Genomic DNA, 24,402 nt, shown 5'->3' with positions numbered 1-24,402 from the left:
CAACATTTCGTCTATAAAAGTTACAAATAGGAATAAGTTGTGAGGGGAGGAGAACGGCCATGTATTATTACGAAAAGAAATTGCAATATCCTGTAAGAGTAAGTACATGTAACCCTATGCTTGCGAAGTTTTTAATTGAACAATATGGTGGTGCAGACGGTGAACTTGCTGCTGCCCTCCGTTACATGAACCAACGTTATACAATCCCTGATAAAGTAATTGGTGTACTTAATGATATTGCGACAGAAGAACTTTCCCACCTCGAGATGATTGCAACGATGGTTTATAAATTAACAAAAGATGCGACACCTGAACAAATGAAAGCGGCTGGATTAGGGGATCACTATGTAAATCATGACCGCGCATTGTTCTATCATGATGCGTCTGGCAATCCATGGACCGCTACTTATATCCAAGCAAAAGGTGACCCGATTGCCGATTTATACGAAGATATCGCCGCTGAAGAAAAGGCAAGGGCAACATACCAATGGATTATTGATGTTTCTGATGATCCGGATTTAAATGATGGATTAAAGTTTTTACGTGAAAGAGAAATTGTCCACTCCCTTCGTTTCAGAGAGGCAGTAGAAATATTAAAAGAAGAACAAGGGAAAAAGAGAATTTTTTAAAATGGCAACCTTGGCTGACCCAAAAAAGCCGAATTGGGTCAGTTTTTTTGTCTTCTAAAAAGACAAGCCATCTAATTGAAAGTCTATTAGGTGTCATAAAGGGAGAAAATAGTCTTGCTAATCTTACTATAGACATGAGAAGATAGTTTCTATGATTTATAGTAGAAAGATTGGTGAACATTAGTGAATTCAAAAGCTTTAATGCTAGGGCTTTTAACTGTATTAATATGGGGTTCTACCTTCGCTGCGAATAGTTTCAGCCTTCGTGGTGGCTATTCTGCAGGACATTTAATTTTATTTCGTTTCATCATAGCTTCCATTATTTTTGCCCTCATCGCCTTCATACCAAAGATGAAATTTCGTTTACCGGAAAAAAGGGACATATGGAAAATTGCCCTCCTCGGATGGGTTGGAATTAGCGGCTATCATATTTGTGCTACCTTTGGACAACTTACAATTAGTGCGGGAACCGCGGGTATGCTTATTGGATCCGGTCCTATTTTCACAACGATTTTTGCGATTTTAATATTGAAGGAACGTTTAAGTAAAGTAGGATGGGTTGGTTTAGCTTTTGGATTTATTGGCATCTCCCTCATTGCATTAGGTTCTGGTGATACAACATTCGGCATTGCACCAGGCGTATTTTTAACAATTCTTGCTGCTATTGCAACATCGATCTTTTTCGTTTATCAAAAACCTTTATTTAAAAAATATTCAGCTATTGAATTAACAGCCTATTTTACTTGGGCTGGTACAATACCCTTTCTTATTTTTGCCCCTGGTCTTTTCGAAACGATACAATCGGCTTCTATCGAAGTGAATATGACCGCTTTATATATCGGCATATTCCCAACGGCTGTTGCCTATTTAACATGGGCCATTGCATTATCTCAAGCAAATGCCAGCTCGATTTCAAGTGTTCTTTATTTGGAACCGGTAATTGCGATTATCGTCGCTTGGATTTGGTTAAACGAACTACCAGCTTCCCTCTCTATTATTGGTGGTCTTATCGCCATTTCAAGTGTATTGATTGTGAATTTCTACGGAAAACGAAACGAAATGACACAGGACCATAATAAAATAAAAACAATTCAATAAATGAGAAAACCCGTGATGACAAATAAATCATCACGGGTTTTTACTCAATACAATCTTGTGTTAACTGTTTCGAAATACAAGATAATTTAATAATTGTTTTAAAAAATTCGTTTCATGAGGAATTTCTTTTAAAGCTTCCAAAGCGAAACAATATTGTTCCCACATCGCCTTTTTAGCACCTTCTATTCCTAAAATCGTAACAAAGGTAGATGTTTCATTATCTACATCTTTCCCTACCGGCTTTCCTAATATCGTCGCATCACCTATCCGATCTAGTAAATCATCTTTAATTTGAAAGGCAATTCCCGCATGACGTGCAAATTTTTTCAAACTATTTCTTTCCATTTCAGATGCATTCGCTAAAATGGCGGGCATCAATAGAGAGGCTTCAAATCCTAAACTTGTTTTATAGAAACCCATCGTATGAAGTTCCTCTAAAGTAAACTTTCTTTCTTTAGATAGTAAATCTAACCCTTGACCTTTACACATGTTTGCTGTCACTTGGGCAGAATAGCGAACCAATTCCAGTACATTACGTGCATCAAAATCCTGTAGTAATGTTTGTTGCTCCATCGCCTTTTGGGTTAAAAATAAACCTGTCAATTCTGCTAACGCAACATTATATATTTCATGTACCGTCGGGCGTCCTCTACGAATCGATGCATCATCTTGGGAAGGTAAATCATCAAAAATGAGAGAAGCCGTATGCATATATTCCAATGAGTTAAAGAGAGGAACGAGGGCGGATTCTTTTAATCCATACATTTCTACCCCGACAAACCAACTAATGATCGGTCTTAATCTTTTGCCATCTCCTACTAAACTATAATTAGCTGCTTCAATAAGATCATCCTTAAGCAAAAAAGGTTCATCGGCAATTGGTAAATGTTGATTGATTTGCTCTTTTACATCTTTTATCTTTGCTTTAAAATAGTCCCTCTCCTTCCGTTCCCTTTTTAAACTATCAATCATCTGATCACGTAATAGTTTGTCGAAGAAGGCTACATCATCAGCTTTCCCTACTACTCTCTGCAACAAATCCTTTAACTGAGGAATATCTTTAGTAAACATTTCCATCACTTGGCGATATTTCGTATGACCATGTTTTTCTTTAAATCTTTTTAATCCATTAATAGCACGTTTTAATATAACGTCCTTCGTTTTAACGTCAGCGTGATAAACACGATGAATTAAATTCATTATAACAGCCCAATACATTTCGAAAGGGTTAATCAAATCCCTTCTCTTGTCATAGTGCGTCATGTAATAAGTGTAAGGGGTAACTGCACCCATTTCTAAATCCTCAAACATATCAGCAAAGTCATCTGCCAATTGATTATATATACCATATAAAAAGGTTCGTTGTTCAAAGTCTTCATCCGTTTCTTGAATAACAGCCCTAGCAATTAATCGAGAGGAAGAGGATTTTAAAATAATCGGTATATAAAGTTCCTCGTTAGAGTAATTAGTAAAATCTAAGTCCTTCCTTCGATCTACTTCTTGGGATTGAAAAAATATATAGGCTTGTTGAAAAAATTTATCAGATTTTTGATGGGACTGAATGAATTCGAAGGCTTCCTTTAGTTCTTGATGGATAAATCCTATAAACTCAAGGGTTTCTTTTGACCAACTTCTTTCATTTAAAGGAGGGACCGTTCCAGTAAGGAGTGAGGTTCGGATTAATTGTGAGTATTGGGCTTTTTCTTTTACAGACAATAAATTCGAATCCAGGAGGTCATCTATGAAAGGATAAGTTAAACCATAGGAATAACCTAATCGTATTGCATCTTCTAATTTATTTATACGTTCCGCTGAGGATACTTGGTCATCCAGTTCATCCATTGTATGCATTAGTACGCCAGCAATAATTTTAACAAGCTTTCGTTCGGCATTAACCGCATCTAGTTTTTCTGGAATTTTTGTGGCAACTTTATTTAACTTGTTAATAAGCCAATCTACCACTACTTCTATTTGTTCTTCTTTAGCTTTTTTAATGATCCAATCAAAGGTAAATAATTCATTTTCATTATTTTTTGACGATAAAAGTAACTGTTCCTTTACTTGCTCTACTACTCGATTGATTTTTAAATTTGTCGTTGGATCATCCAAGGTTTTACCTAAATCACGTAAATATATATACGAAATGCTTCGGTTTAAATAATCGTCTAATTGATTCGTATAATCTAACCATTTTATATAACGTACGCTATCCTTTGAATTTGGTTTTCTTTTTTTCAGAGAGAATAAAGTAAAGAGTTTAGAAGAATGAATATGATTTTTTCCCCACCAATGAAAGTCATCAACTAAAGTGTCTAAATAGGACTTGTCGATAACTTCTTTATAAAGCACATTAAAATATTGCCTTGCTTCCTCTTCTGCCTGCTGATAATATTGATCAGCACTCATTACATCATTTTTCATTTCTAATCACCTTTACTCTTTAATCTCTTTAGTGTTTGAAGGAAACATCCAAATCCTATATTTTGCAAACCATCTTTCCTAAAAAGGAATAGTTACATCATAAAAGTTTACACACTTTGTAGCAAATATATGGGCTTTCAGGAAATTCGGTAGTACAACGAAATTTACGTTGTCAGGAGGCATTTAACAATGAAGAAACGGATTACAAAACATTTACGTTCTTCATAATTAGAGGCTCACATAGATGAGCCTCTAATTATTATTTTAATACATTATCAACCTGTCTTCTCCATATCATATGATGTTCTCCTTCACCCCAATAATCTTTTAAAAGAATATTCGGATTTCCAAACTTATTCGTCCACATTTGTTGCGCTTCTTTATACCCACTATCAAAGCAAAACTCTTTAATTCCTTTACTTTTCAATACTTGAAAAATACCTTGTAAAAGTTTACTGCCAATCCCTTGTTTTTGATAATTAGGATGCACATACAAAGATCCAACTTCCGGTAAATGTTGATACTCTTCATTTGTTTCCTTTACTATTAAAGGACTAACAGGTCCATATTCGATAGAACCGATGATTTGATTTTCCCCAAAGGCCAATAAAAAATAACGTTCCTTACCATTAGATAAAATTGCATCTTCTAAATACTTTTTCTTCGTCTCAATTTCCCTTTCAATATCATCTTTTAAATGAGCGATTCCTTCTCTTTCAAAAGTATGGGTAATTACAAATCGATAGAATTCATGCAGATATTCCAGATCTTCTGAGTGGATTTCTCGAATGACAAGATTATTCAACTTGAACACCTCAAAGTTCCATTATTTTACTTTACTGTAATATCCCCATTATCAGATGTCAATTCTACCACTGTGTTCCCATTACCGAAGGTCGTTTCTTTATTGTCTTTACCGAAAACACTCACTTTACCATGATCCGTCTTTACATCAATGAAAAGATTGGACGGTTCTTTCTTTGTTTCAATATTAATTGAACCGTTATCCGTTTTTAACTCCATTGCTTCCTCTAACACGTTAGTGTAAATCGAAATATCACCATTATCTGACTCGCCTTCAATTGTGCCGATACTATTTTTAATGATGATATCTCCATTATTCAATTCAGTAGTAATGACTTTACTCGTTATTTCCTCAAGAACCATATCTCCATTGTCTGCTTCGCCAATAAAATCTTCTACTTCCATCTTCTTTGCCTCGATATTTCCATTATCTGTTTCTCCGATAAAGTTCTCTACTTTCACATTTTCTACTAAAATATCCCCGTTATCAGTCGTTGCATTAATTTCTTTTAACTCTTTTTCCGGTAACAATACATTAACCGTTGGTGTATCCGCAAAAAAATTAAAGAAGAATTTTTTATACCATTTTCGATCCACATCGATTTTTAATGTATTTCCCCTTACGTCTACATCAAGTTTATAACGATTTTTTTCATTATTCATTAGTTGAACTGTCGTTGTATCACTATTTGTAGGTTGGATATTTATGTGCACATTATCAGAGTCAACTTCGACATGAGTATAATCTTTACTCATTTTTACTTCATCTTCCGAATTTCGATTTGAAAAAACATTAAACAAAACGACCGCCACAATGGCAATTAATAAAATACCAATCGCAAATTTTTTATTCAAAATATTCTTCTTCCCTTCCTCTTTCATCACTTTAACTTTATGATACCGGATTAATCGAAAGAAAATAGTGACCCTAAACTGTAATTTTTTCTAAGTCTTAAGACGTAGCATCGTGTAATGACATCAACATATTTTCTATTCAATTGAACATCCTAAAGAAAATGGGTTTTAAGGAGTGTCTTCCATGAAATTATTTCAAGTTCGAAAGGGACAATTTGTTTATTATGAAAATGAATTGCATAGAGTTTATGCTGTAAAACCAATGTATAAAAAATCCGTTCATTTAATTCGACTTCGCGATTTAACACAACATTTATCTAGTGCAGCTGAAGTTGAACGATACCAACCGAAAGAATTAGATAGTTTTATTTTCAATAAAAAAGTTTATACCCTTTCAAAGGATAGGAGAGCCGAAGTCGGGGATTATATATTAATTACAAACCCTACCCCAGATTATTTAGATCACTATTCTTTAAATGAAATTGAAGTTGTTGCAACCGTTGAAAATAAAGGCGTTATTACAAATAATTCGAACGGAATTCGTCACCATGAATATTTATTAATGGTGCCAGGACGACATGAAAAAAGTAATCCGATTGAATATCGCGATAAAGGAAGTAATGAAGATATTCCCCTTAATGGTAATGAATCAGAGAATATCGGAGTTGATGACCTCCTTCCGATAGTAGGGGATGTGTATAAAAAAAATGATAAAGAAACTACCTTAGAAGCAATGGTCATCGGTATTGAAGGTAGTACGGTTTTTCTCGGCAATGGACAAAGCCTACATCAAGATGAATTAATGGATACAGAAAAGTGGCTTTTTCTTTATCATTTAGGTGACAAATAATTTTGTTCCTTACTCACTATATGAACATACATCAAGAAGTAAACGGAGGATTTTCATGATTGGAAAGCTAAAAGAAAATAGCGTCTTTATTATTTCCTTAATACTCACATTACTCTTTATCATTTGGGGAGTGTTTTTCACCGAAAACTTAACGAAGGTTACGAATATTATTTATAACGGAACAATTAATAATTTGGGATGGATCTATATTGGAGCTACCTTCTTCTTCGTTGTTTTTTCCATCTATTTACTTTTTTCAAAATTTGGTCATATTAGGCTCGGAAAAGCAACAGATCGTCCCGATTTTAAAACACCTTCCTGGCTTGCAATGTTATTTGGAGCTGGTATGGGGATTGGGATTGTCTATTGGAGTGTGGCTGAGCCAGTAACCCACTTTACAACCCCTCCCTTCGGTGAAGGATATACGATTGATTCCGCAAATACGGCCATGTCTTATACGTTTTTTCACTGGGGACTTCATCCATGGGCCATTTACACAGTTATCGGTTTAGCCCTTGCCTTCTTTCAATATAATAAAAGACTACCGGCAGCAATTAGTTCTGTTTTTTATCCATTACTCGGTGACCGCATACATGGTCCTTTAGGGAAAACGATTGATATTCTTTCCGTCTTTGCGACAGTTTTTGGTATTGCAACCTCCCTTGGACTAGGCGCCTTACAAGTAACGGCCGGTATGCATTCTATTTTTAATGTCCCAAATACATTACTTGTTCAAATCATCGTTATTGTCGTTGCTACAATTATTTTCCTTATTTCCATTAATACAGGTTTAGAAAAAGGGATTCAATATTTATCAAACGGTGCGATGATAATATCTTTTGCCATTTTATTATTGTTATTAATTGTTGGTCCTACATTAACCATTATTAAAGTATTTTTTAATACAACAGGGATGTACCTTAACGACTTTATACAAATGAGTTTACGATTAAAACCGTTTGGCGAGGGAGAATGGATTGCGAGTTGGACGTTATTCTATTGGGCATGGTGGATTGCCTGGGCTCCGTTTGTCGGCATGTTTATTGCCCGTATTTCAAGAGGAAGAACAATTAAAGAGTTTGTGATTGGAGTACTAATTGTTCCGACTCTTGGAACATGTATTTGGATGTCTATTTTTGGTGGCTCTGCACTAGATATGGTTGTCCATTCTGACAATCATGCATTAGCAGAATATATTGCAGATAATGTGTCTTTAGCGATTTTCACTTTCTTTGAACACTTACCTTTAAGTTCATTTTTAAGCATATTAGGCTTTGCCCTTGTTGCGATTTATTACGTCACAGTTGCTGATACAGCAACCTTCGTCTTAGGGATGTTAAGTGAGGGCGGTACTTTAAACCCTTCCAATAAAATTAAAATGACTTGGGGGATTATCCAATCAGCGGTTGCTTCCGTACTACTCATCTCTGGTGGATTAGAAGTATTACAAACCGCATCCATTGTAGCCGCTTTACCGTTTGCTATTATTATGTTGTTTATGTCCTATTCATTACTGAAGGGGTTAAAAGGCGAATTAGATGTTCAACGAAGGAAATCAAGGGGAAAGAATAATGCATAAAAAAAGCTGTCCAAAAATATATGTATTTGGACAGCTCTTTCTATTATTCAGGTTTTCCAGCTGCTTCCCAACGACTAATTTCTTCTCTAACCATCGGAGCAACTTCTTTACCTAAAAGTTCAATTGCTTTCATAACATCTTCATGGGGCATTGAACCAACTGGGCAATGTAACATGAAACGTGTTATCCCCACTTTTTTACGAAGGAAAATGATTTTCTCAGCTACTGTTTTTGCATCTCCTACATATAATGCCCCTTCTAAACTACGGGCGTAGTCAAAGGTTTCCCGGGTATATGGACCCCATCCACGCTCTCTACCTAACACATTCATTGCTCTTTGTGTTGGTGGGAAGAATTTTTCCACCGCTACATCTGTACTTTCAGCAACAAAGCCATGGGAATGGGAAGCAACTGTTAACTTTGAAATATCATGTCCTGCTTCTTCTGCAGCTCGATAATACAATTTCACAAGGTTCGCAAACTGTAATGGACTTCCACCAATGATAGCTAAAACTAATGGTAAGCCAAGTACTCCTGCACGAACAACCGACTGAGGTGTCCCACCACTTGCAATCCAAACCGGTAATGGATCTTGAACAGGACGAGGATAAACTCCTCGATTAACGATATCAGGGCGATGTTTACCACTCCAGTTAATAACTTCTTTTTCTCTTAGCTGTAATAATAAATCTAATTTTTCCTCATATAATTCATCATAATCTTTCAAATCGTAGCCAAATAAAGGGAAGGATTCAATGAACGAACCACGACCTGCCATAATTTCCGCTCGTCCACTGGAAATGGCATCAACCGTTGAAAATTCTTGGAACACCCGTACAGGATCATCCGAAGATAAAACTGTAACAGCACTCGTTAATCGAATATGCTTTGTTTGAGAGGCTGCAGCTGCAAGTAAAACCGCTGGAGCTGAACAAGCATAATCTTTTCGGTGATGTTCGCCAACCCCAAATACATCTAGTCCTACTTGATCTGCTAACACAATTTCTTCGACAACTTCTCTTATACGTTCTGCATGACTAATTACTTTCCCTGTATTCACATCAGGTGTTGTTTCTACAAAGGTTGTTAAACCAATTTCCATTTATTCCACTCCTCTATGTACTTATACCGTCCATTTTAAAAAGTAAAGTAGGTTTTTTAAACTATTCCGACTTCATCATACATGAGAATTGGATTATGTTTCAATTTTTCCGATTTTGTTATGAAACTTTTAGAAAAATGAATGGACTATTCATAGTAAATATTTCGTTTTAAACTCTTCAATTGGACAAGGTTTCCCGAAATAAAACCCTTGTATATAATGACAATTCAGTTCAAGCAAATAGTTCAATTCCTCTTTTGTTTCGACTCCTTCCGCTATCACTTCTAATTTAAGTTGTTGAGCCATCTTAATCATCGCTGCAGTTATACTGGCGTTTTCCGATTCAGAAGAAATGTTTTGAATAAATGAACGGTCGATTTTAATCCCATCCAAATGGAAGGTTTTTAAATAATGAAAAGATGAATAACCCGTTCCAAAATCATCAATATAAATTTTAACGCCTAACTCCTTTAACTCTCTTAATGTTTGAAGCATGTTTTCTTCATTCCTCATGATTGAGTTTTCCGTAATCTCTATTTCTAACCATTTTCCTTCTAAATGGAACTCGTCAAGCAATTGTCGTATTTCTTTTGAAAACTCTTTTTGTAAAAAACGCTTAGAAGTTATATTAACGCTAATCGGAATAATGGAAAGACCTTTTTCCCGCCACTTTACCAACTGTTCACAAACTTTTCTTTTTATCCATTTGCCTAATGGAATAATTAACCCTGTTTCTTCTGCCATTGGAATAAAATCACTCGGTGAAATGAGTCCTAGTTGAGGATGTTTCCAACGTATTAATGCTCCAGCACTAATTATCTTTCCTGTTAAGGCATCCACTTTCGGTTGTAAGTAGACTGTAAATTCATTATTTAAAATTGCTTTTCTTAAGTCTCTTTCTAACAAAAATGATTGATAATTTTGTTTAATCATCGAATGGTCATAGACTTGGTACATATTACGACCAAGTTCTTTTGCACGGTATAAAGCGATATCTGCCTTTTTCATCAAATCTACAACGTCAATTCCTGCCGATGGATAAAAACTAATTCCCATACTCGCTGTTATTAAAAGTTCTAACCCTTCTATATAGATAGGTTTTGTTAAATTTTGCAAAAATGTCTCAGCTAATTGAAATACGGACGTTTCCGATTCCACATCTGTACATAAAATAGTAAACTCATCCCCACCCATACGAGCGGCAAAATGGTTTTCTTGGTTAATATTATTTAATATTCTCTTCCCAATTTCTTTTAACAATTCATCCCCAATAAAATGACCTAACGTATCATTAATCAATTTAAAACGATCTAAATCAATAAACATAACCGCAAGTTTTTTATTAATTCGACTCGCTTCTTGGATGGAATCCTTCATTTTTTGCTCAATCCATCTTCGATTAAAAAGGGTAGTCAGTTCATCGTGATGGGCTAAATAAGCATTTAAATCTTGTATTCTTTTTTGTTCCGTTATATCTTTTCCTATTAGATAAGCACCTACAATAATATTATCTACAATAATTGGAAAAAAAGTTGCGCTAAAAAACATTTTCTCATTCTGTTTCGATAAAACATCAAGCTCAAAATGTTTAAAATTCCCCTTGAGGGCTTGATCTAAAAACTCATTTAAATTAGGAACATATTGTTCTATAACGTTTTTTTCTAACTTCAAAAAATCAACCTTTTTATTCGTTAACTCAAAAAGCTCCTTCGCTTTGAAATTCATATTAATGATTTGACCAAATTGATTAAAAATAATGAGATAATCTTGACTAAAATTTAATAATGAATTCATTTGCTCTTGATTCACTTGAAGTTCTTTTTGGATAGACCTTAATTCTGAGATATCGAGCACTGTACCTAAAATTTCGGTAACAACATGAGCCGTTTTAATTGGAGTAATATCGATAAATAATCGCTTACCTTTCAACTCGATTTCATAATTTACCCGTTCACCTTGAAATGCTTTTTCATAATGTAATTGCTTTATATTCGCGATTTCTTCAGTAAAAACTTCGTGGGGAGAATGGTTTAGAATAATATCTTCACCTGCTCCAATTTCCTCCATTAACTTACCAATAGCAACTGTATAAAAGAGTTTTCCATCATCATTCTTTTTCATTGTAAAAATACCGTTTTGTATATTTTTCAATGTTTTAATAAAATTAATTTTTGAATCGACCATTTCTTTATGCTTTTGTTCTTTATTGTTTTTAAAAGATTGTTCCTCCGTTGTTACTAAATCACGATATTGTTTGTCCATCGTTGCCCCACCAAATTTTCAAGTTATAATTATTTTAATGATACTTATTTTTATTATTAAAGTCACACTGAACTTCGTTGAAATTCCCTCTTTTTAAGTAAAAAAGTGACCAATACCATTGGCCACTTTAAAAGTACTATGAATGGGGATAAACGGAACATATTTAACTTCCTTTTGCCGCCTTTACCTTGCTCATTAAATACTCTACAAACACATCATCCCTCGCTAACCAAGCTTCGTAGTTCCTTTTTAAAAAGCTCTCACATTCACTATAAGTAGAAAAAGTTAGATCTAATACTTCTCCATTTCTTTCAACCAACCATTGTTCGTCTTTCAAAGTTAGCAAGAAAATATCTTCCCGTCGATTTATATAGAGGGAACCAAATTCAGATTCCTTCAAATTGTAACGATTTCTTTTGGCATCTTCATGGAGCGGATCTAAATGGAACGTATTTAAGACAAAATGTTTATATGCTTCCTCGGTCATCGAACTGCCTGAAGCTTTTTGGTGACCTCCCCCCCCATAACGTCCTGCAATTTCTGAAACATCCACATCATCACGATTTGTACGGAATGATATTCTTTTCCCGCCCATATTTAATATGGCAATGTAATCAAGATGGGGATGTTCCTTTGCTAGTTCGTTCCCTACTTCGGAATGATAAGATTCAGCATAAACAACGCCAGCGTAAAACTTTCCAACTAATGCTTGTACAATCTCCCTTTTTTTCCTTCTTATATAGCGTTCAATTTTATCTTCTTCCATATTCAGCAACTTCTTTTCGAAGTCATCGAAGTCAAAATGGTCACTTGTACGAAGACGTTCAATCATTTTCAGTTCAAATTCGTCGATAGATACGAGAAAAAAAAGGGAATTTAATGAATGGGCTTTATGATTTTCATTTTTTTCCCATTCCCATGTATCATATTGTCTTACAAGTTCAACAAATTCAGAAATAGCAGCACTTTCTTCTAAATGTTGATGGTAAACAAGATATTGATAAAATAAAGAAGTAGCAGAAGTTAACTTTCCACTTTCCTCCTCTACAACAACGTATCCCCATTCATAATCATTTAAATGTAAAGCGGTTTTGTGATGATCAATTAATTGGACATTCCCATGTTCTTTGTAATAACTTGTTAAACGTTTTTCATTCTCTTCATTAGGAGATAAATCCGTAATGAGTAAAAATGTATCTGGTGAATCATTTTCTAGAAAGTATTCAATTTCTCTATTAAGAGAAGATACTGAATTGTATCTCACTTTCACATCTTGACCAAAAGCAAGCTTCGCTAAAATACCACAGCCTACCCCATCCAAATCGTTATGGGACAATAATTTATACATACCACTTCACCTCAAATTGTAGTATGGATATTTAAATGCTATTTCATAATTTTCCTTCAGCAATTTTTTCAAGAAATTACTATGTAATCAACATTAATAGTTCTGTTGTCATTGACCTCTTTTCAACTTTTTCATAAACTACTATGAAATAATTTTGAAGGAGGTCTAGGAATGACTAAAAGTAGAAATCGTAATCCATCTCGTTATCCTGACCAAATTCAACAAAAAAAGATAGATGCACTGAAAACCGATATTTTCATTGCAAAACTTGGTGCTATTGGCGGACTCATTTCAACTGTGGGCGGCATTATTTCTACTACAGCATCTTTCCTAGCCGTTCGAGATTTATTAGAAGACCTCGAAGAATATAAAAGTGAAGTAATTGCCAATAATTCGAATAGAAATATAGGTAGTAGTTATTATAACGATGCCAATGAAAGAATTGAAAACTTAGAAAAGCAAATGGAATATTTACTAAAAGAACTTGAAAAATTGAAAAGAACATAAAAACTCCACACAAGCATTTACTTATGTGGAGTATTGAACATTAGTTTAAAGAATATTTACCGAATCCATCGGAGCCCTCTCCAATATATTGAATCGTGCTACCTTCTGGGATAAAATCAACTGCCTTTTTTGATGTTTCAAAAATAACATTTGAATTTAAAGGAAGTTCAGCAAATCTCCAGTTACCATCAGCAGTTGGATCAATGGTTTTATTTTGAATGATATAGTCAATAATCGCTTGACGATTTTCATCCGGATAAACTTCTACATATGATGCGTTTCGCACCCCTGGGAATGTTCCATTTGCACGATAATTATTTGTTGCTACGATAAATTCCTGTTCTAAATCAATTGGTTCGCCATTATATTGTAAATTTACAATACGACTTGCTTCTGGATGAATTAAATTTCCATCCGGATCATATTTTGCAGGTTGAGTTACATCAATTTCGTAAGTTACTCCATCAATAACATCATAATTGTAAGAACGGAAATTCGTATTAATTAGTTGTTGCTCATCTGTACTATTTGAGTCGATTTGATTGAATTGACCTGCAGACATTTCAAGCCATTCTTTTACATCAGCACCCGTAACTTTAAGGATTGCCAATGTATTATCATATAAATATAAATCGGCTACGTTTTTAATCGCAAGTTCACCGCTCGGAACAAATGTATAATATTCTGGATCACTGCGAGTTCCCGCTTTAAATGGTGCACCTGCTGATAATACTGGAAGATTTTCAAATTCCGTTCCTTTGATTTTCTCCTTCACATAAAGACTTTGAGCATCTGTTACAATTTGAATCGATGGGTCATCTAACACTTGTGAGAAATAACTATGGATATCAGCTGTTGTTTGCCCTACTGGTTGTCGAACATAATTTATCGTCCCATCATGGGCTTCTTTCACCGCTTCCTCCACATCTTGATCTACGTCAGATGAATCAGCAGCAATTTTGCGAACTTCCCCTGTTCCATTAACAACTTTCCAATCCTTACCTTTTTTCTCCAACGTTAAATCAATCACACCTAAATGACTTCCGTATTTACCTGGCATAACAACAGGAACACCATTCATCGTTCCTTCTTCCACATTGACACCAGTTAATGATGCATCCACATCTCCAGGAAATACTTGGTGGGCATGACCTGAAATGATTGCATCTACACCTTTTACTTTAGATAACAAATAAGTGACATCTTCTTCCCCTTCAGTATGTGTCATATCACCCATACCAGAGTGGGAAAGAACGACAATTACATCTGCCCCTTCTTTTTCCATGTCAGAAACAACATTTTCAACTGCATGTACTGAGTCATCTACCGTCACTTGTCCAAGTAAGTGAGACTTGTCCCAATTTAAAATTTGAGGTGGAACAATACCTGTTACACCAACTTTGACTGTAGACTCTTTGCCTTTTTCATCTACAACTTCTTTTTCAATAATGACATATGGCGTATACATATAATCACCTGTACTTGCATCACGTACATTCGCATTAACAAATGGGAAATCAGCATCATCATAAACTTCATCTAAATAATCTAATCCATAATTAAATTCATGGTTCCCAAGAGTCGATGCATCATAATCTAACAGTTCCATTGCCGTTATCGATGGATGTTCTTCCCCTTCTTCTAAAACATCAACCGATTGTTTATAAGAACCTAATGGAGTTCCTTGAATCGTATCACCATTATCAAATAATAATGTGTTGCTATTTTCTTTACGCGCTTCTTTAATTAATGTTGCTGTTTTAACAAGACCTAAACTGTTCGATTCAGTATCTTTGTAGTAGTCATAATTCATTAAATTTGTATGAATGTCTGATGTACCTAAAATACGTAAATCAACGGTTGTTTTATATTCTTCAAGAAAAGCGTTTAATAGTTGATATAATTGATATTCAGAAATGACATTTTTCGGTTTTAACGTTTTTCCTTCAAAACTATTTAAAAACCCATATTCAACCGCTTTTGCAAATTCATCACGATTTTCTTTTTTAATTGCATGATAATCTTTATATTTCTTTAAAGTATCTTCTGAGTACGTTTTGTCATCATCTAGCATATGAACAAGGCTGACAACGGCTTCCTCTAAGGTCATTTTTCCCTCTGGTGCAAAACGTTTATCCGTCTTTCCTTCGATGAGTTGTAATTCAATTGCTTTTTCAATATACGGTTTTAAAGAATCAGGAACATCTTTAAAGTTAACCGTTTTGCCTGAACCTAATTCTACATCCATAGCTTCAATAACTGTTTTTACATATTCGCCACGTGTTACCTCATCTACTTTTTTAGCACTTGCTTGTTCAATATTTGTCATACCGACAACAGCTATCGATAAAGCTAAGGCAGAGGCGGAAACTTTCTTCCACATTAAAACTCATCTCCCATTTATAAGACTTTTCAAACAATTAAATAATATCAAAAAGTAAGATATAAATATACTTATTTATTAATATTTAACAGTTTTATAATATTGTTTGCTATCTAGCAATAATCGTCTCAAAAATGGGGCAATATTATATGTATCATTTTTAAAGGCTGACACAAAAAATGAAGTTTTTTGTATCAGCCCCCAGTCACTCTAAATTTTCAATTATTGTCCAGAACGTCCTTTTAATTGTGACTCTGCCATTTGAACAAGACGTTTTGTAATTTCACCACCAACTGAACCATTCGCGCGTGAAGCATCTTCAGGTCCAAGGTTCACACCAAATTCTTGTGCGATTTCATATTTCATTTGATCCATTGCAGCTTGTGCACCAGGAAACAGTAGTTTATTTGAACTTCTATTAGAAGCCATTTTCTTCACCTCCTTGTGATATTAGAATGTTCCAGGTGCGCTAATTAATACTGTGATAAATCATTCCACCAAAGTATCAATTTCCCTCGTATACTTTCATACTAATTTTGTCAAAAAAATCTACATGTAAATAAAATCAAAAGGTCATAATAAAATTCAAATAACAATTACATGTCTTTTTTATTCGTTTTATGACGGAAATTTCACTAAATAAATGTTTAATTTCAAGGCTTATTAATAAAACCACGTTGAAATAGCTTTTCAAAATCTTTATATGGTAGATGAAAAAAATGACAGTTAAAGTATTGCAATCTTACGTTTAAACATGTATGATTTTAATAATTAAATATTCACTTATTTCAATTACCTTTTGAAGTAAGGATAGAGGAGCAAAGACCATCAGTACGCAATTTGAGGATAATGAGATCCTATGACAATTGTGGAAAGGGGAATTTGCCGAAGCTTTTGAGAGCCTCATTATCTCGAAGCTGGTTCTGTTATTGAACAAATGCAGGACTGTCATATAGGTTTCTATATGGAGGGCTATCTTACGCAAAGAAATGAAGTTTATTTCTACGCAACAACGATCCCTCGTTGTTGCTTTTTTGCGTTTACTTAACTTAACGCCCTTCTCCCTCTATTTTCTAATAAAATATAAGGATGTGGAGAAGTATGAATTTCGGAAAAATTTTAACTGCTATGGTGACTCCCTTTAATGAACGGGAAGAAATTGATTGGGTGGCTACCGAAAACTTAATTAATTATTTGCTTGCCAACGGTACAGATGCTTTAGTCATTTCAGGTACGACTGGAGAATCCCCAACTTTATCAGAAGATGAAAAGGTAGAATTATTTAAATTTACTGTGAAGGTTGTAGATGGGAGAGTTCCGATTATTGCCGGTACAGGTTCTTACAACACAAAAGCCTCGATTGAATTAACAAAACAGGCTGAAAACGTTGGTGTGGATGGCATCATGTTAGTAGCTCCATACTATAACAAACCTTCTCAAGAAGGATTGTATCGACACTTCAAAGCAATTGCAGATGAAACATCCTTACCAATCATTCTATACAATGTACCTGGTCGCAGCATTGTAAGTCTTTCAGTTGAAACGATTGTTCGTCTTTCAGCAATACCAAATATCGTTGCGATTAAAGAAGCTAGTGGTAATTTAGATGCAATGGCTGAAATTATCGAAAAAACACCTAGTAATTTTTCATTATATAGCGGGGATGATGGCTTAACATTACCTGTCTTATCCATTGGAGGAGCTGGTGTCATTTCAGTGGCGTCTCATATTATTGGTCAAGAGATGCAAGCGATGATTAAAAAATTCCTAATCGGGAACTTAAGTGAAGCAGCAAAGGACCATCGTAAATTGTTACCTATCATGAAAGTACTTTTTGCTACTCCTAATCCGACTTCAGTAAAAGCAGCTTTAAATTTAAACGGAATTCCGGTTGGTGGTGTACGTTTACCAATGGTGCCACTAAACAAATTAGAACTCGATTCATTGAAAGAGGTTTTAAATACTCAACATAAAGTCATTTCTTAAATAATCGATTATTCCAAAGTTTCCAAAGAGATCGTCTTCCAATTGACGATCTCTTTTCTATTACATATGTTTTAACTTCCCCTCCATCTATTTACTTTTTGACAGAAGTTTGAGTAATATGTCTGTTATTAGAATTATGTACCAAATATAACACTTTCCTCCATTTCTTCCTATATTTTATATCAAAATATTTCACAGTGTATTCCCATGCAAAGCAATCTGAAGAAAATATACTTTTAACAACAGAAAAACAAATAGTACATTCCCTATTATTAATGGAAGTAATCCCTTCATTCTAATGGGAGTAAAATACGGCGAACTTATTAAAAAATAAAAAAAGGCACTGTAAATAAACAGTGCGATGACCATTCATTATTCCTCTTTAATAAACCGTACTTCATCATATCCACAAGACTTACAAACCATTAAATGGGGACAAATTTGATCTTTTGCCGTATTAGGATAACCATCTCCCATTTTGACCGTTTCTTCATCATTATAGTGTCCATAAGGATCCAAATAATCAGACACTTTCCCTGAATCCTCTAATGTCGTATGACATTTTGGGCAATTTACTTCTAACGTTTTTAATGAATTACATAAAGGACATATAGCCATTCGTATCACTCCTTTGCATTATAGTATCCATATTTTTGCTAATACTATGTAAACGCACCTTAAATAGAAACCCATTTTGAATAACATGACATTTTCTACATGAAATTGGGCAATCTAAAGGACAGCTAAAAGTAATGGAGGAAATCAGGATGAAAAAGGAAGAGAAACTAAATGAAGAAGCTGCATTAAATAACAACTTAGACTCAGCTACTTTAAGAGCGAACATGGAAATTGCTAAAGAACACGTACAAGCAAAAGCAACAAAAACTGCAACTCAAAAAAAGAATAATACAAATCGGTTCTAACTTCATTTCGAAGAAGGTAACAATAAACTTTGTTTATGTTGCCTTTTTATTTTATGCGAAAACGATATAGTGAGTTAAAATCGGTATTACACTTTATAAACCCATAGCATTTAAATTATGTAATTTATTTAGTTCGATCCATAGTATTGTTTTAAAATAACCGCTTCCCTTATATGAATCCCCTTAAGATATTAACTATCATTGATAAAAGAGGGTTTAACCCGCTCCGAAATAGCATTGGAAAATGTGTTAATATTTTAAGAGATTGAAAATTCAATAAAAGGGGTGTTCGTTGATGAATACATACAAAATCGCTGTTATTCCTGGGGATGGTATTGGAAAAGAAGTCGTTCCAGCAGCTATCGAAGTATTGGATAGTATTGCAAAGTTGGACGGCAGCTTCAAGTTCGAATGGACTTATTTTCCTTGGGGTTGTGATTACTATTTAGAACATGGTGAAATGATGCCTGAGGATGGATTAGAAACATTAAAACAATATGATCAAATTTTTTTAGGGGCGGTCGGCATGCCCGAACTTGTACCTGATCATATTTCACTTTGGGGTCTTCTTATTAAAATACGCCGTGGAATGAAACAGTCCATTAATGTGCGACCCGCAAAACTGTTAGCTGGATTACAATCCCCATTAAAGAATCCACAAAACTTTGATATTACTGTTGTTAGGGAAAACTCAGAAGGTGAATATTCGGACAGCGGAGGTCGTATTCATACTGGCGAAGATGGAATCGCTATTCAAAATGCAATCTTCACTAGAAAAAGTACGGAACGCGCTATGCGTTACGCCTTTGAATTAGCAAAAAGTTCCCGCAAACACGTAACAAGTGCGACGAAGTCCAACGGTCTAACTTATTCTATGCCGTTCTGGGATGAAGTTTTTAACGTAGTCAAAAAGGATTACCCTGAAATTGATACGTCTGTTCAGCATATTGATGCTTTAGCTGCTTTCTTTGTCATGAAGCCACAAGCATTTGATATAATTGTAGCTTCTAATTTATTCGGAGATATTCTAACTGACCTTGGTGGAGCGATTATGGGTAGTATTGGTATTGCTCCAGCTGCGAATTTAAATATCGAACGGGAATATCCATCTATGTTCGAACCTGTACATGGTTCTGCCCCTGATATTGCAGGTCTTGGTATCGCAAATCCTATTGGGCAGATTTGGACAGGTAAAATGATGCTAGATTTCTTAGGACATTATCATGCTGGTACGCGAATTTTAACCGCTATTGAAAAAACCCTATCTTCTGGTGTGAAAACGGGGGATTTAGATGGAACAGCCACACTTGAAGAAGTGAAAAATACTGTCATCAACTATTTATAATGAAAATCATCCTAATTCATTTATGGATTGGGATGTTTTATTTTCCGAAATACTTTTATAGTCTAAAAGGTAGATAATGGATTCAAAAAACATCCCCTTTTAGGTAGTGTATTCATCCGAAATTAGTAATAGGTTTATCTCCCTCGCTATTATACGATTTACCTAAGACATGAAAGCGCTATCTTTCTGCGTAACGACGAAAAAAGAAGGTGGCTTCATTTCCATTCCGATTGATGAAATGGTCATTGCTGAAAAATCCTTTATTACTACCCTTGGTATGCCAGCTTCCCGTTTCGATTCCCTTTTATCGCAAGTTGCCCTCGGTAAATTACAACCAGGGAAAATGGTAAATCGGGAAATTAAACTTTCAGAAGTAGAAGGAATTTTCCAAGACATGACGAATTTTGCTACGACAGGAACATTCATCGTAACGGATTATTCATAAATACGGTTAGACTATCTGTCATTTACAGATGGTCTTTTATATTTTGTTTCCTCATACTGTTCGTACATTTTAGCAATTGATATCAAAAATTTTCCGTTCATTTTATGTAAGATGAAATAGAGGTGATTCACAAATGGTATATAGTGAAGCTACGCAACAACTGATACTCTATATCGAAAATCATATAACCGATGATTTGCAACTAAAACAATTCCCTTCTGTTGTAGGATATTCAAAATATCATTTACTAAGGGTATTTAAACAAGAAACTGGATTAACGATTGGAGAGTATATACGTTTAAGATGTCTTGCGACAGCTGCAATGTTTCTTCTACACTCCGATGAAACAATTATTACAATTGCATTTATGTTACAATTTCAATCGCAAGAAGCTTTCACCCGCGCGTTTAAAGAAGTATATACCATGCCTCCTGGAAAATATCGAAAAATGATGCGATCAATAGGCGGAATGGAGGAAAGCAATATGAGTAACAAAGTAAAGGGATGGTTTTTAAGTGGTTCCCACCCAGCTAACTATGCATTTGGGGTTGATGATCAAGTATTCCATTTAGGAACGAAATCAGGTGTATTATTTTCCACCGGAGATGTTGGTGAAGGGCAATTTGGAACAATTATGCAAAGTTTTCAAGCAGATATCTATAAAGGGAAACGGATTAAATTGTCGTGTTATTTAAAAACAGAACAAGTAGATAAATGCGGTGCATGGTGTCGAATCGATAATGCATCAGGGGATACAATTCAATTTGACAATATGGATAACCGTTCTATTACAGGGACGACTGAGTGGAACTATTATTCAATCGTACTAGACGTACCTGTACAAAGTACATCCATTCATTTCGGCGTCTTATTGGTAGGAAATGGAAAAGTTTGGGCGGATGGATTCCGATTTGAGGAAGTAGACGATTCAGTCCCTTCAACAAATATGATGGCAACTGAATTCCTTCCTACTCAACCTGTTAATTTAGATTTTAATGAGGAATAATCCAATCAGTAAATAAATCGTGATATTCAAAGGTAAGGGAAATGCCCTTACCTTTTATACATACAATTAATAAAGTCTCTTACTATAGCTTTCTTCCAACCTCTCTTGGATATCCTCGACACTACTATTCGGAAGTTTTGCGTGTTCAAATAATATTTTGGAAGCCGAGGGTAACAATTCTTTCTCTGTCCAAGTATCCGGCTCCCATAGACCGGATCGTTTAAATGCTTTCGCACAATGTATAAAACATTCTTCCACGTCAACAGCGATTCCTAAAAGGGGCATTTTCCCCCTTATAGCCATTTGTTCAAGTAAAGCTTCATCATTTACAATTGTGGCACGACCATTCACCCTTAATGTTTCACCAAGTCCCGGAATGAAAAAGAGAAGGCCTATTTTAGGGTTGGACAAAAGATTGCGCAACGAATCCATTCTTTTATTCCCGGGCCTTTCCGGTATAATGAGCTGCTTTTCATTTAACACGTGAACAAAATCAGGTTGATCTCCTCTTGGTGAAACATCACAATTGCCAAATTGATCCGAAGTAGATATTACTAAAAACGGCGATTTCGAAATAAAATCGACACAATGATGATCTAAATAAGTTATTACTTTATTTTTAACTAATTCACTAGGAAATCCTACAATCTCTCGAAGTTCCTCTTCCGTCTTAATACAATGTTTAAAGTCTACTTTTTCGATCAACTATCCCACTCCAATTTACATATTTTCAAAAAATTCCACACAATCTATCTACAATGTTATCAATTGTTCCATTTTAGTTCTAGTTATCAATCTGCCTATGTATCGAATAAGATGTATTAATCACTGGACTTACAAGAAAGGTGGAAAAATGAATAAGGATACTGAAATGGCAAATACCTTTCAAAATTTAAGTCAAAAAAATATGCCCTTTGATCAAGTATTTCAAAATATATTGCATTTCATGAAGAAAGATCCGATTGGTAATTTTCGTTTAATGTTCGGAACCGATTCTCAAGTTTTCACCCATTACACAAAGTTCATCACCGGTATTGTCATTCAACAAGAAAGAAAAGGTGTTTGGGCATGTATTCGAAAAGTAATTATTCCTAGGAAAATGACAAATTTACATGAACGGATTTCCTTTGAAACAACCCTTACAGAAGAAGTTGTTTCCTTATTTACAAATGAACATAAAGAACAATTAATTAATGTCGTTCTACCAAACATTTATAAAGGAGCTTCTTTTTCCATCGAAGGGCATATTGATATTGGTTCTGGGAAAAGAAATAAAACAAGAGTTTTTGTTGAAGAGATGGTCTCCCGATTAGAATCAATCGGGTTAGAACCAAAAATAAAACCCGATTCCTTTGTTGCTAGTAGCTATGCAAACCGCTTCACAAAATAAAATGAATCCATCTGAATTCGTTAAATAATTTTTTATAAAATTATGATAATATTGGATACAGTTACACAAAATTGGAGGAATACATTCATGTTAAATAACTTTATGGAAAATTTACAAAAATACGCAAAGCTGTTAGTTGCCAAAGGCATTAATGTTCAACCGGGAGATTGGGTGAAAATGACAATTACTGTTGATCAAGCTCCTTTAGCTCGATTCATTACACAGGAAGCTTATGCGTTAGGTGCAGAAAAGGTTATTGTCAAATGGTCTGATGATGAAATTACAAAATTACACTATTTACACCAACCAACAGAAGTATTAACGGACATTCCACAATACGAAATTGATGAATCAGAAGATCATGTTTTAAACCACCGAGTGAGCCGTCTTTCGATTTTATCTAGCGACCCTGGTCTGTTAAATGGGGTAGACCCTACGAAAGTGGCAGCTTTCCAAAATGTGGCGGGCAAAGCGTTCCATGCCCAACGTAAAGCTACACAAAACGATGATTTAAAATGGACGGTTGCTGCAGCAGCAGGAGCTAGTTGGGCGGCAACAGTATTCCCCCATTTAGCAACTTCTGAAGAACAAGTTGATGCCCTTTGGGATCAAATTTTTAAAACATGTCGCGTTTATGAAGAAGACCCAATTGCTGCATGGGATGAACATAAGAAAACATTAAATGAAAAAGCGGCAAAATTAAATGAAATTCAGTTTGATGCCCTTCACTACACTGCTCCTGGGACAGATTTAACGTTAGGTTTACCAAAAAACCATATTTGGGCATGTGCAGAAAGTTATAACCCTAAAGGTGAAGAGTTTATCGCGAATATGCCGACAGAAGAAATATTCACGGCTCCTGATACGCGCCGCATGGATGGGGTTGTTCGCAGTACAAAACCGCTTAGTTATGCGGGTACATTAATAGAAGGTATTGAAGTTCATTTTAAAGATGGAAAAATTGTTAATATCTCCGCTGAAAAGGGCGATGAAGCGATTAAAAAATTAGTATTTGAAAACGAAGGAGCTACTGGATTAGGAGAAGTTGCCCTTGTTCCAGATCCTTCGCCGATTTCCCAATCCGGCATCATTTTCTTCAATACGTTATATGATGAAAATGCATCGAATCATTTAGCTATCGGTTCGGCTTACCCTACAACAATTGAAGGTGGGACAACAATGAGTCAAGAGGAACTGCAAGCAAATGGGATGAATACATCTACAGTTCACGTTGATTTCATGATTGGTTCTGACAAAATGAATATCGATGGGATTAAACAAGATGGTACTGTCGTTCCTATTTTCCGTAACGGCGACTGGGCTTTCTAAAAATCGAAATACTTGCAAAAATAAATATCCGCCTGTAAAACAGGCGGTTTTAGTAACGCCCTATAAGGGCTCCTTACTAACTGCCCCTAAAGGGGCTTTTTTAATTGACCGTCAACCGTATTTGTTCTTTAATCTCGTTT

The 24,402-nt window shown here is 35.0% G+C and carries 23 protein-coding genes and 1 riboswitch; of the genes, 13 read left to right on the top strand and 10 right to left on the bottom strand.

The window, feature by feature from the left end; genetic code table 11:
• Nucleotides 1-59: 59 nt before the first annotated feature.
• Both EC501_RS06620 and EC501_RS06615 read left to right on the top strand, forming a co-directional pair.
• Nucleotides 60-629 carry a manganese catalase family protein gene (locus tag EC501_RS06620; RefSeq protein ID WP_122971511.1) on the top strand — a complete coding sequence of 190 codons (570 nt, stop codon included), beginning with the start codon at nt 60-62 and terminating at the stop codon, nt 627-629.
• A gap of 183 nt (nt 630-812) precedes the next feature.
• Nucleotides 813-1,727 carry a DMT family transporter gene (locus tag EC501_RS06615; protein WP_122971510.1) on the top strand — a complete coding sequence of 305 codons (915 nt, stop codon included), beginning with the start codon at nt 813-815 and terminating at the stop codon, nt 1,725-1,727.
• 60 nt (nt 1,728-1,787) lie between these two features.
• Here the strand turns inward: EC501_RS06615 and EC501_RS06610 are convergent, their stop codons facing one another.
• The 3 genes from EC501_RS06610 to EC501_RS06600 all read right to left on the bottom strand — a co-directional run bounded on the left by EC501_RS06610 (nt 1,788) and on the right by EC501_RS06600 (nt 5,807).
• Entirely contained in the window at nt 1,788-4,148 is a 2,361-nt protein-coding gene (locus EC501_RS06610) for a polyprenyl synthetase family protein (RefSeq protein WP_122971509.1), read from the bottom strand.
• Nucleotides 4,149-4,407: 259 nt separating this feature from the next.
• On the bottom strand, nt 4,408-4,962 hold the full coding sequence (locus tag EC501_RS06605; protein ID WP_338322891.1) for a GNAT family N-acetyltransferase: 555 nt from the start codon (nt 4,960-4,962) through the stop codon (nt 4,408-4,410).
• Between the two features lie 17 nt (nt 4,963-4,979).
• Nucleotides 4,980-5,807, bottom strand: a complete 828-nt coding sequence (locus tag EC501_RS06600) for a DUF4097 family beta strand repeat-containing protein (RefSeq protein ID WP_158599675.1) — start codon at nt 5,805-5,807, stop codon at nt 4,980-4,982.
• A gap of 184 nt (nt 5,808-5,991) precedes the next feature.
• On the opposite strand from EC501_RS06600, the gene EC501_RS06595 reads away from it, so the two are divergent.
• Together EC501_RS06595 and EC501_RS06590 are read left to right on the top strand one after the other, a co-directional pair.
• Nucleotides 5,992-6,657, top strand: coding sequence for a hypothetical protein (locus EC501_RS06595; protein WP_122971506.1), 666 nt, complete (start codon nt 5,992-5,994; stop codon nt 6,655-6,657).
• Nucleotides 6,658-6,712: 55 nt separating this feature from the next.
• Nucleotides 6,713-8,236 (top strand): glycine betaine uptake BCCT transporter, encoded by a 1,524-nt coding sequence (locus EC501_RS06590; protein ID WP_122971505.1) that lies wholly within the window; start codon nt 6,713-6,715, stop codon nt 8,234-8,236.
• A gap of 43 nt (nt 8,237-8,279) precedes the next feature.
• Here EC501_RS06590 and EC501_RS06585 read toward each other — a convergent pair whose 3' ends face one another.
• From EC501_RS06585 to EC501_RS06575, 3 genes are all read right to left on the bottom strand, one after another.
• Nucleotides 8,280-9,338, bottom strand: a complete 1,059-nt coding sequence (locus tag EC501_RS06585) for an LLM class flavin-dependent oxidoreductase (RefSeq protein WP_122971504.1) — start codon at nt 9,336-9,338, stop codon at nt 8,280-8,282.
• Nucleotides 9,339-9,488: 150 nt separating this feature from the next.
• Nucleotides 9,489-11,600: a bifunctional diguanylate cyclase/phosphodiesterase gene (locus tag EC501_RS06580; protein ID WP_122971503.1), complete on the bottom strand. Its 2,112-nt coding sequence runs from the start codon at nt 11,598-11,600 to the stop codon at nt 9,489-9,491.
• A gap of 163 nt (nt 11,601-11,763) precedes the next feature.
• Entirely contained in the window at nt 11,764-12,948 is a 1,185-nt protein-coding gene (locus EC501_RS06575) for a DHH family phosphoesterase (protein WP_122971502.1), read from the bottom strand.
• A gap of 171 nt (nt 12,949-13,119) precedes the next feature.
• On the opposite strand from EC501_RS06575, the gene EC501_RS06570 reads away from it, so the two are divergent.
• On the top strand, nt 13,120-13,455 hold the full coding sequence (locus EC501_RS06570) for a hypothetical protein (RefSeq protein WP_122971501.1): 336 nt from the start codon (nt 13,120-13,122) through the stop codon (nt 13,453-13,455).
• 40 nt (nt 13,456-13,495) lie between these two features.
• Here EC501_RS06570 and EC501_RS06565 read toward each other — a convergent pair whose 3' ends face one another.
• Together EC501_RS06565 and EC501_RS06560 are read right to left on the bottom strand one after the other, a co-directional pair.
• Nucleotides 13,496-15,838, bottom strand: coding sequence for a bifunctional 2',3'-cyclic-nucleotide 2'-phosphodiesterase/3'-nucleotidase (locus EC501_RS06565; protein WP_122971500.1), 2,343 nt, complete (start codon nt 15,836-15,838; stop codon nt 13,496-13,498).
• Between the two features lie 222 nt (nt 15,839-16,060).
• Nucleotides 16,061-16,267, bottom strand: coding sequence for an alpha/beta-type small acid-soluble spore protein (locus EC501_RS06560; protein WP_122971499.1), 207 nt, complete (start codon nt 16,265-16,267; stop codon nt 16,061-16,063).
• Between the two features lie 374 nt (nt 16,268-16,641).
• Nucleotides 16,642-16,821, top strand: a riboswitch (Lysine riboswitch).
• Nucleotides 16,822-16,939: 118 nt separating this feature from the next.
• Here EC501_RS06560 and dapA point away from each other — a divergent pair.
• On the top strand, nt 16,940-17,824 hold the full coding sequence (gene dapA / locus EC501_RS06555; protein ID WP_174232664.1) for a 4-hydroxy-tetrahydrodipicolinate synthase: 885 nt from the start codon (nt 16,940-16,942) through the stop codon (nt 17,822-17,824).
• Nucleotides 17,825-18,196: 372 nt separating this feature from the next.
• Here the strand turns inward: dapA and EC501_RS06550 are convergent, their stop codons facing one another.
• Nucleotides 18,197-18,442, bottom strand: a complete 246-nt coding sequence (locus EC501_RS06550) for a hypothetical protein (protein ID WP_122971497.1) — start codon at nt 18,440-18,442, stop codon at nt 18,197-18,199.
• A gap of 149 nt (nt 18,443-18,591) precedes the next feature.
• On the opposite strand from EC501_RS06550, the gene EC501_RS18350 reads away from it, so the two are divergent.
• The 4 genes from EC501_RS18350 to EC501_RS06535 all read left to right on the top strand — a co-directional run bounded on the left by EC501_RS18350 (nt 18,592) and on the right by EC501_RS06535 (nt 21,543).
• Nucleotides 18,592-18,747, top strand: a complete 156-nt coding sequence (locus EC501_RS18350) for a hypothetical protein (RefSeq protein WP_158599674.1) — start codon at nt 18,592-18,594, stop codon at nt 18,745-18,747.
• Between the two features lie 295 nt (nt 18,748-19,042).
• The gene (locus EC501_RS06545; protein WP_122971496.1) at nt 19,043-20,092 is read left to right on the top strand and encodes a tartrate dehydrogenase; all 1,050 of its coding nucleotides are present in this window, start codon (nt 19,043-19,045) and stop codon (nt 20,090-20,092) included.
• A 169-nt stretch (nt 20,093-20,261) separates the two neighbouring features.
• Complete coding sequence (locus tag EC501_RS06540; RefSeq protein WP_122971495.1) at nt 20,262-20,537, top strand: MDR/zinc-dependent alcohol dehydrogenase-like family protein; 276 nt, start codon at nt 20,262-20,264, stop codon at nt 20,535-20,537.
• 133 nt (nt 20,538-20,670) lie between these two features.
• Complete coding sequence (locus EC501_RS06535; RefSeq protein WP_122971494.1) at nt 20,671-21,543, top strand: helix-turn-helix domain-containing protein; 873 nt, start codon at nt 20,671-20,673, stop codon at nt 21,541-21,543.
• Nucleotides 21,544-21,609: 66 nt separating this feature from the next.
• Here the strand turns inward: EC501_RS06535 and EC501_RS06530 are convergent, their stop codons facing one another.
• Nucleotides 21,610-22,248 carry a pyridoxamine 5'-phosphate oxidase family protein gene (locus EC501_RS06530; protein ID WP_122971493.1) on the bottom strand — a complete coding sequence of 213 codons (639 nt, stop codon included), beginning with the start codon at nt 22,246-22,248 and terminating at the stop codon, nt 21,610-21,612.
• 148 nt (nt 22,249-22,396) lie between these two features.
• On the opposite strand from EC501_RS06530, the gene EC501_RS06525 reads away from it, so the two are divergent.
• From EC501_RS06525 to EC501_RS18550, 3 genes are all read left to right on the top strand, one after another.
• On the top strand, nt 22,397-22,933 hold the full coding sequence (locus tag EC501_RS06525) for a ribonuclease H-like YkuK family protein (protein ID WP_174232662.1): 537 nt from the start codon (nt 22,397-22,399) through the stop codon (nt 22,931-22,933).
• Between the two features lie 87 nt (nt 22,934-23,020).
• On the top strand, nt 23,021-24,262 hold the full coding sequence (locus tag EC501_RS06520; protein ID WP_122971492.1) for an aminopeptidase: 1,242 nt from the start codon (nt 23,021-23,023) through the stop codon (nt 24,260-24,262).
• Nucleotides 24,216-24,402, top strand: a 187-nt coding sequence (locus EC501_RS18550) for a hypothetical protein (protein ID WP_206613373.1), incomplete at its 3' end; no start/stop codon positions are given. The genes EC501_RS06520 and EC501_RS18550, both read left to right, overlap by 47 nt.

It is taken from the genome of Lysinibacillus halotolerans (genome assembly GCF_003711845.1).
Lineage (GTDB): Bacteria > Bacillota > Bacilli > Bacillales_A > Planococcaceae > Ureibacillus > Ureibacillus halotolerans.
The sequence above is the reverse complement of the archived record's forward strand: the minus strand, read 5'-3'. Positions and strand labels throughout refer to the sequence as shown.

What these genes read in the sequence shown, in the direction of transcription:
- EC501_RS06560 (WP_122971499.1), bottom strand. Translation starts at nt 16,267, where the DNA reads ATGGCTTCTAATAGAAGTTCAAATAAACTACTGTTTCCTGGTGCACAA.
- EC501_RS06575 (WP_122971502.1), bottom strand. Translation starts at nt 12,948, where the DNA reads ATGTATAAATTATTGTCCCATAACGATTTGGATGGGGTAGGCTGTGGT.
- EC501_RS06620 (WP_122971511.1), top strand. Translation starts at nt 60, where the DNA reads ATGTATTATTACGAAAAGAAATTGCAATATCCTGTAAGAGTAAGTACA.
- EC501_RS06520 (WP_122971492.1), top strand. Translation starts at nt 23,021, where the DNA reads ATGTTAAATAACTTTATGGAAAATTTACAAAAATACGCAAAGCTGTTA.
- EC501_RS06565 (WP_122971500.1), bottom strand. Translation starts at nt 15,838, where the DNA reads ATGTGGAAGAAAGTTTCCGCCTCTGCCTTAGCTTTATCGATAGCTGTT.
- EC501_RS06585 (WP_122971504.1), bottom strand. Translation starts at nt 9,338, where the DNA reads ATGGAAATTGGTTTAACAACCTTTGTAGAAACAACACCTGATGTGAAT.
- EC501_RS06545 (WP_122971496.1), top strand. Translation starts at nt 19,043, where the DNA reads ATGAATACATACAAAATCGCTGTTATTCCTGGGGATGGTATTGGAAAA.
- EC501_RS06590 (WP_122971505.1), top strand. Translation starts at nt 6,713, where the DNA reads ATGATTGGAAAGCTAAAAGAAAATAGCGTCTTTATTATTTCCTTAATA.
- EC501_RS06610 (WP_122971509.1), bottom strand. Translation starts at nt 4,148, where the DNA reads ATGAAAAATGATGTAATGAGTGCTGATCAATATTATCAGCAGGCAGAA.
- dapA (WP_174232664.1), top strand. Translation starts at nt 16,940, where the DNA reads ATGAATTTCGGAAAAATTTTAACTGCTATGGTGACTCCCTTTAATGAA.
- EC501_RS06550 (WP_122971497.1), bottom strand. Translation starts at nt 18,442, where the DNA reads ATGGCTATATGTCCTTTATGTAATTCATTAAAAACGTTAGAAGTAAAT.
- EC501_RS06525 (WP_174232662.1), top strand. Translation starts at nt 22,397, where the DNA reads ATGAATAAGGATACTGAAATGGCAAATACCTTTCAAAATTTAAGTCAA.
- EC501_RS06540 (WP_122971495.1), top strand. Translation starts at nt 20,262, where the DNA reads ATGAAAGCGCTATCTTTCTGCGTAACGACGAAAAAAGAAGGTGGCTTC.
- EC501_RS06570 (WP_122971501.1), top strand. Translation starts at nt 13,120, where the DNA reads ATGACTAAAAGTAGAAATCGTAATCCATCTCGTTATCCTGACCAAATT.
- EC501_RS06595 (WP_122971506.1), top strand. Translation starts at nt 5,992, where the DNA reads ATGAAATTATTTCAAGTTCGAAAGGGACAATTTGTTTATTATGAAAAT.
- EC501_RS06535 (WP_122971494.1), top strand. Translation starts at nt 20,671, where the DNA reads ATGGTATATAGTGAAGCTACGCAACAACTGATACTCTATATCGAAAAT.
- EC501_RS06580 (WP_122971503.1), bottom strand. Translation starts at nt 11,600, where the DNA reads ATGGACAAACAATATCGTGATTTAGTAACAACGGAGGAACAATCTTTT.
- EC501_RS18350 (WP_158599674.1), top strand. Translation starts at nt 18,592, where the DNA reads ATGAAAAAGGAAGAGAAACTAAATGAAGAAGCTGCATTAAATAACAAC.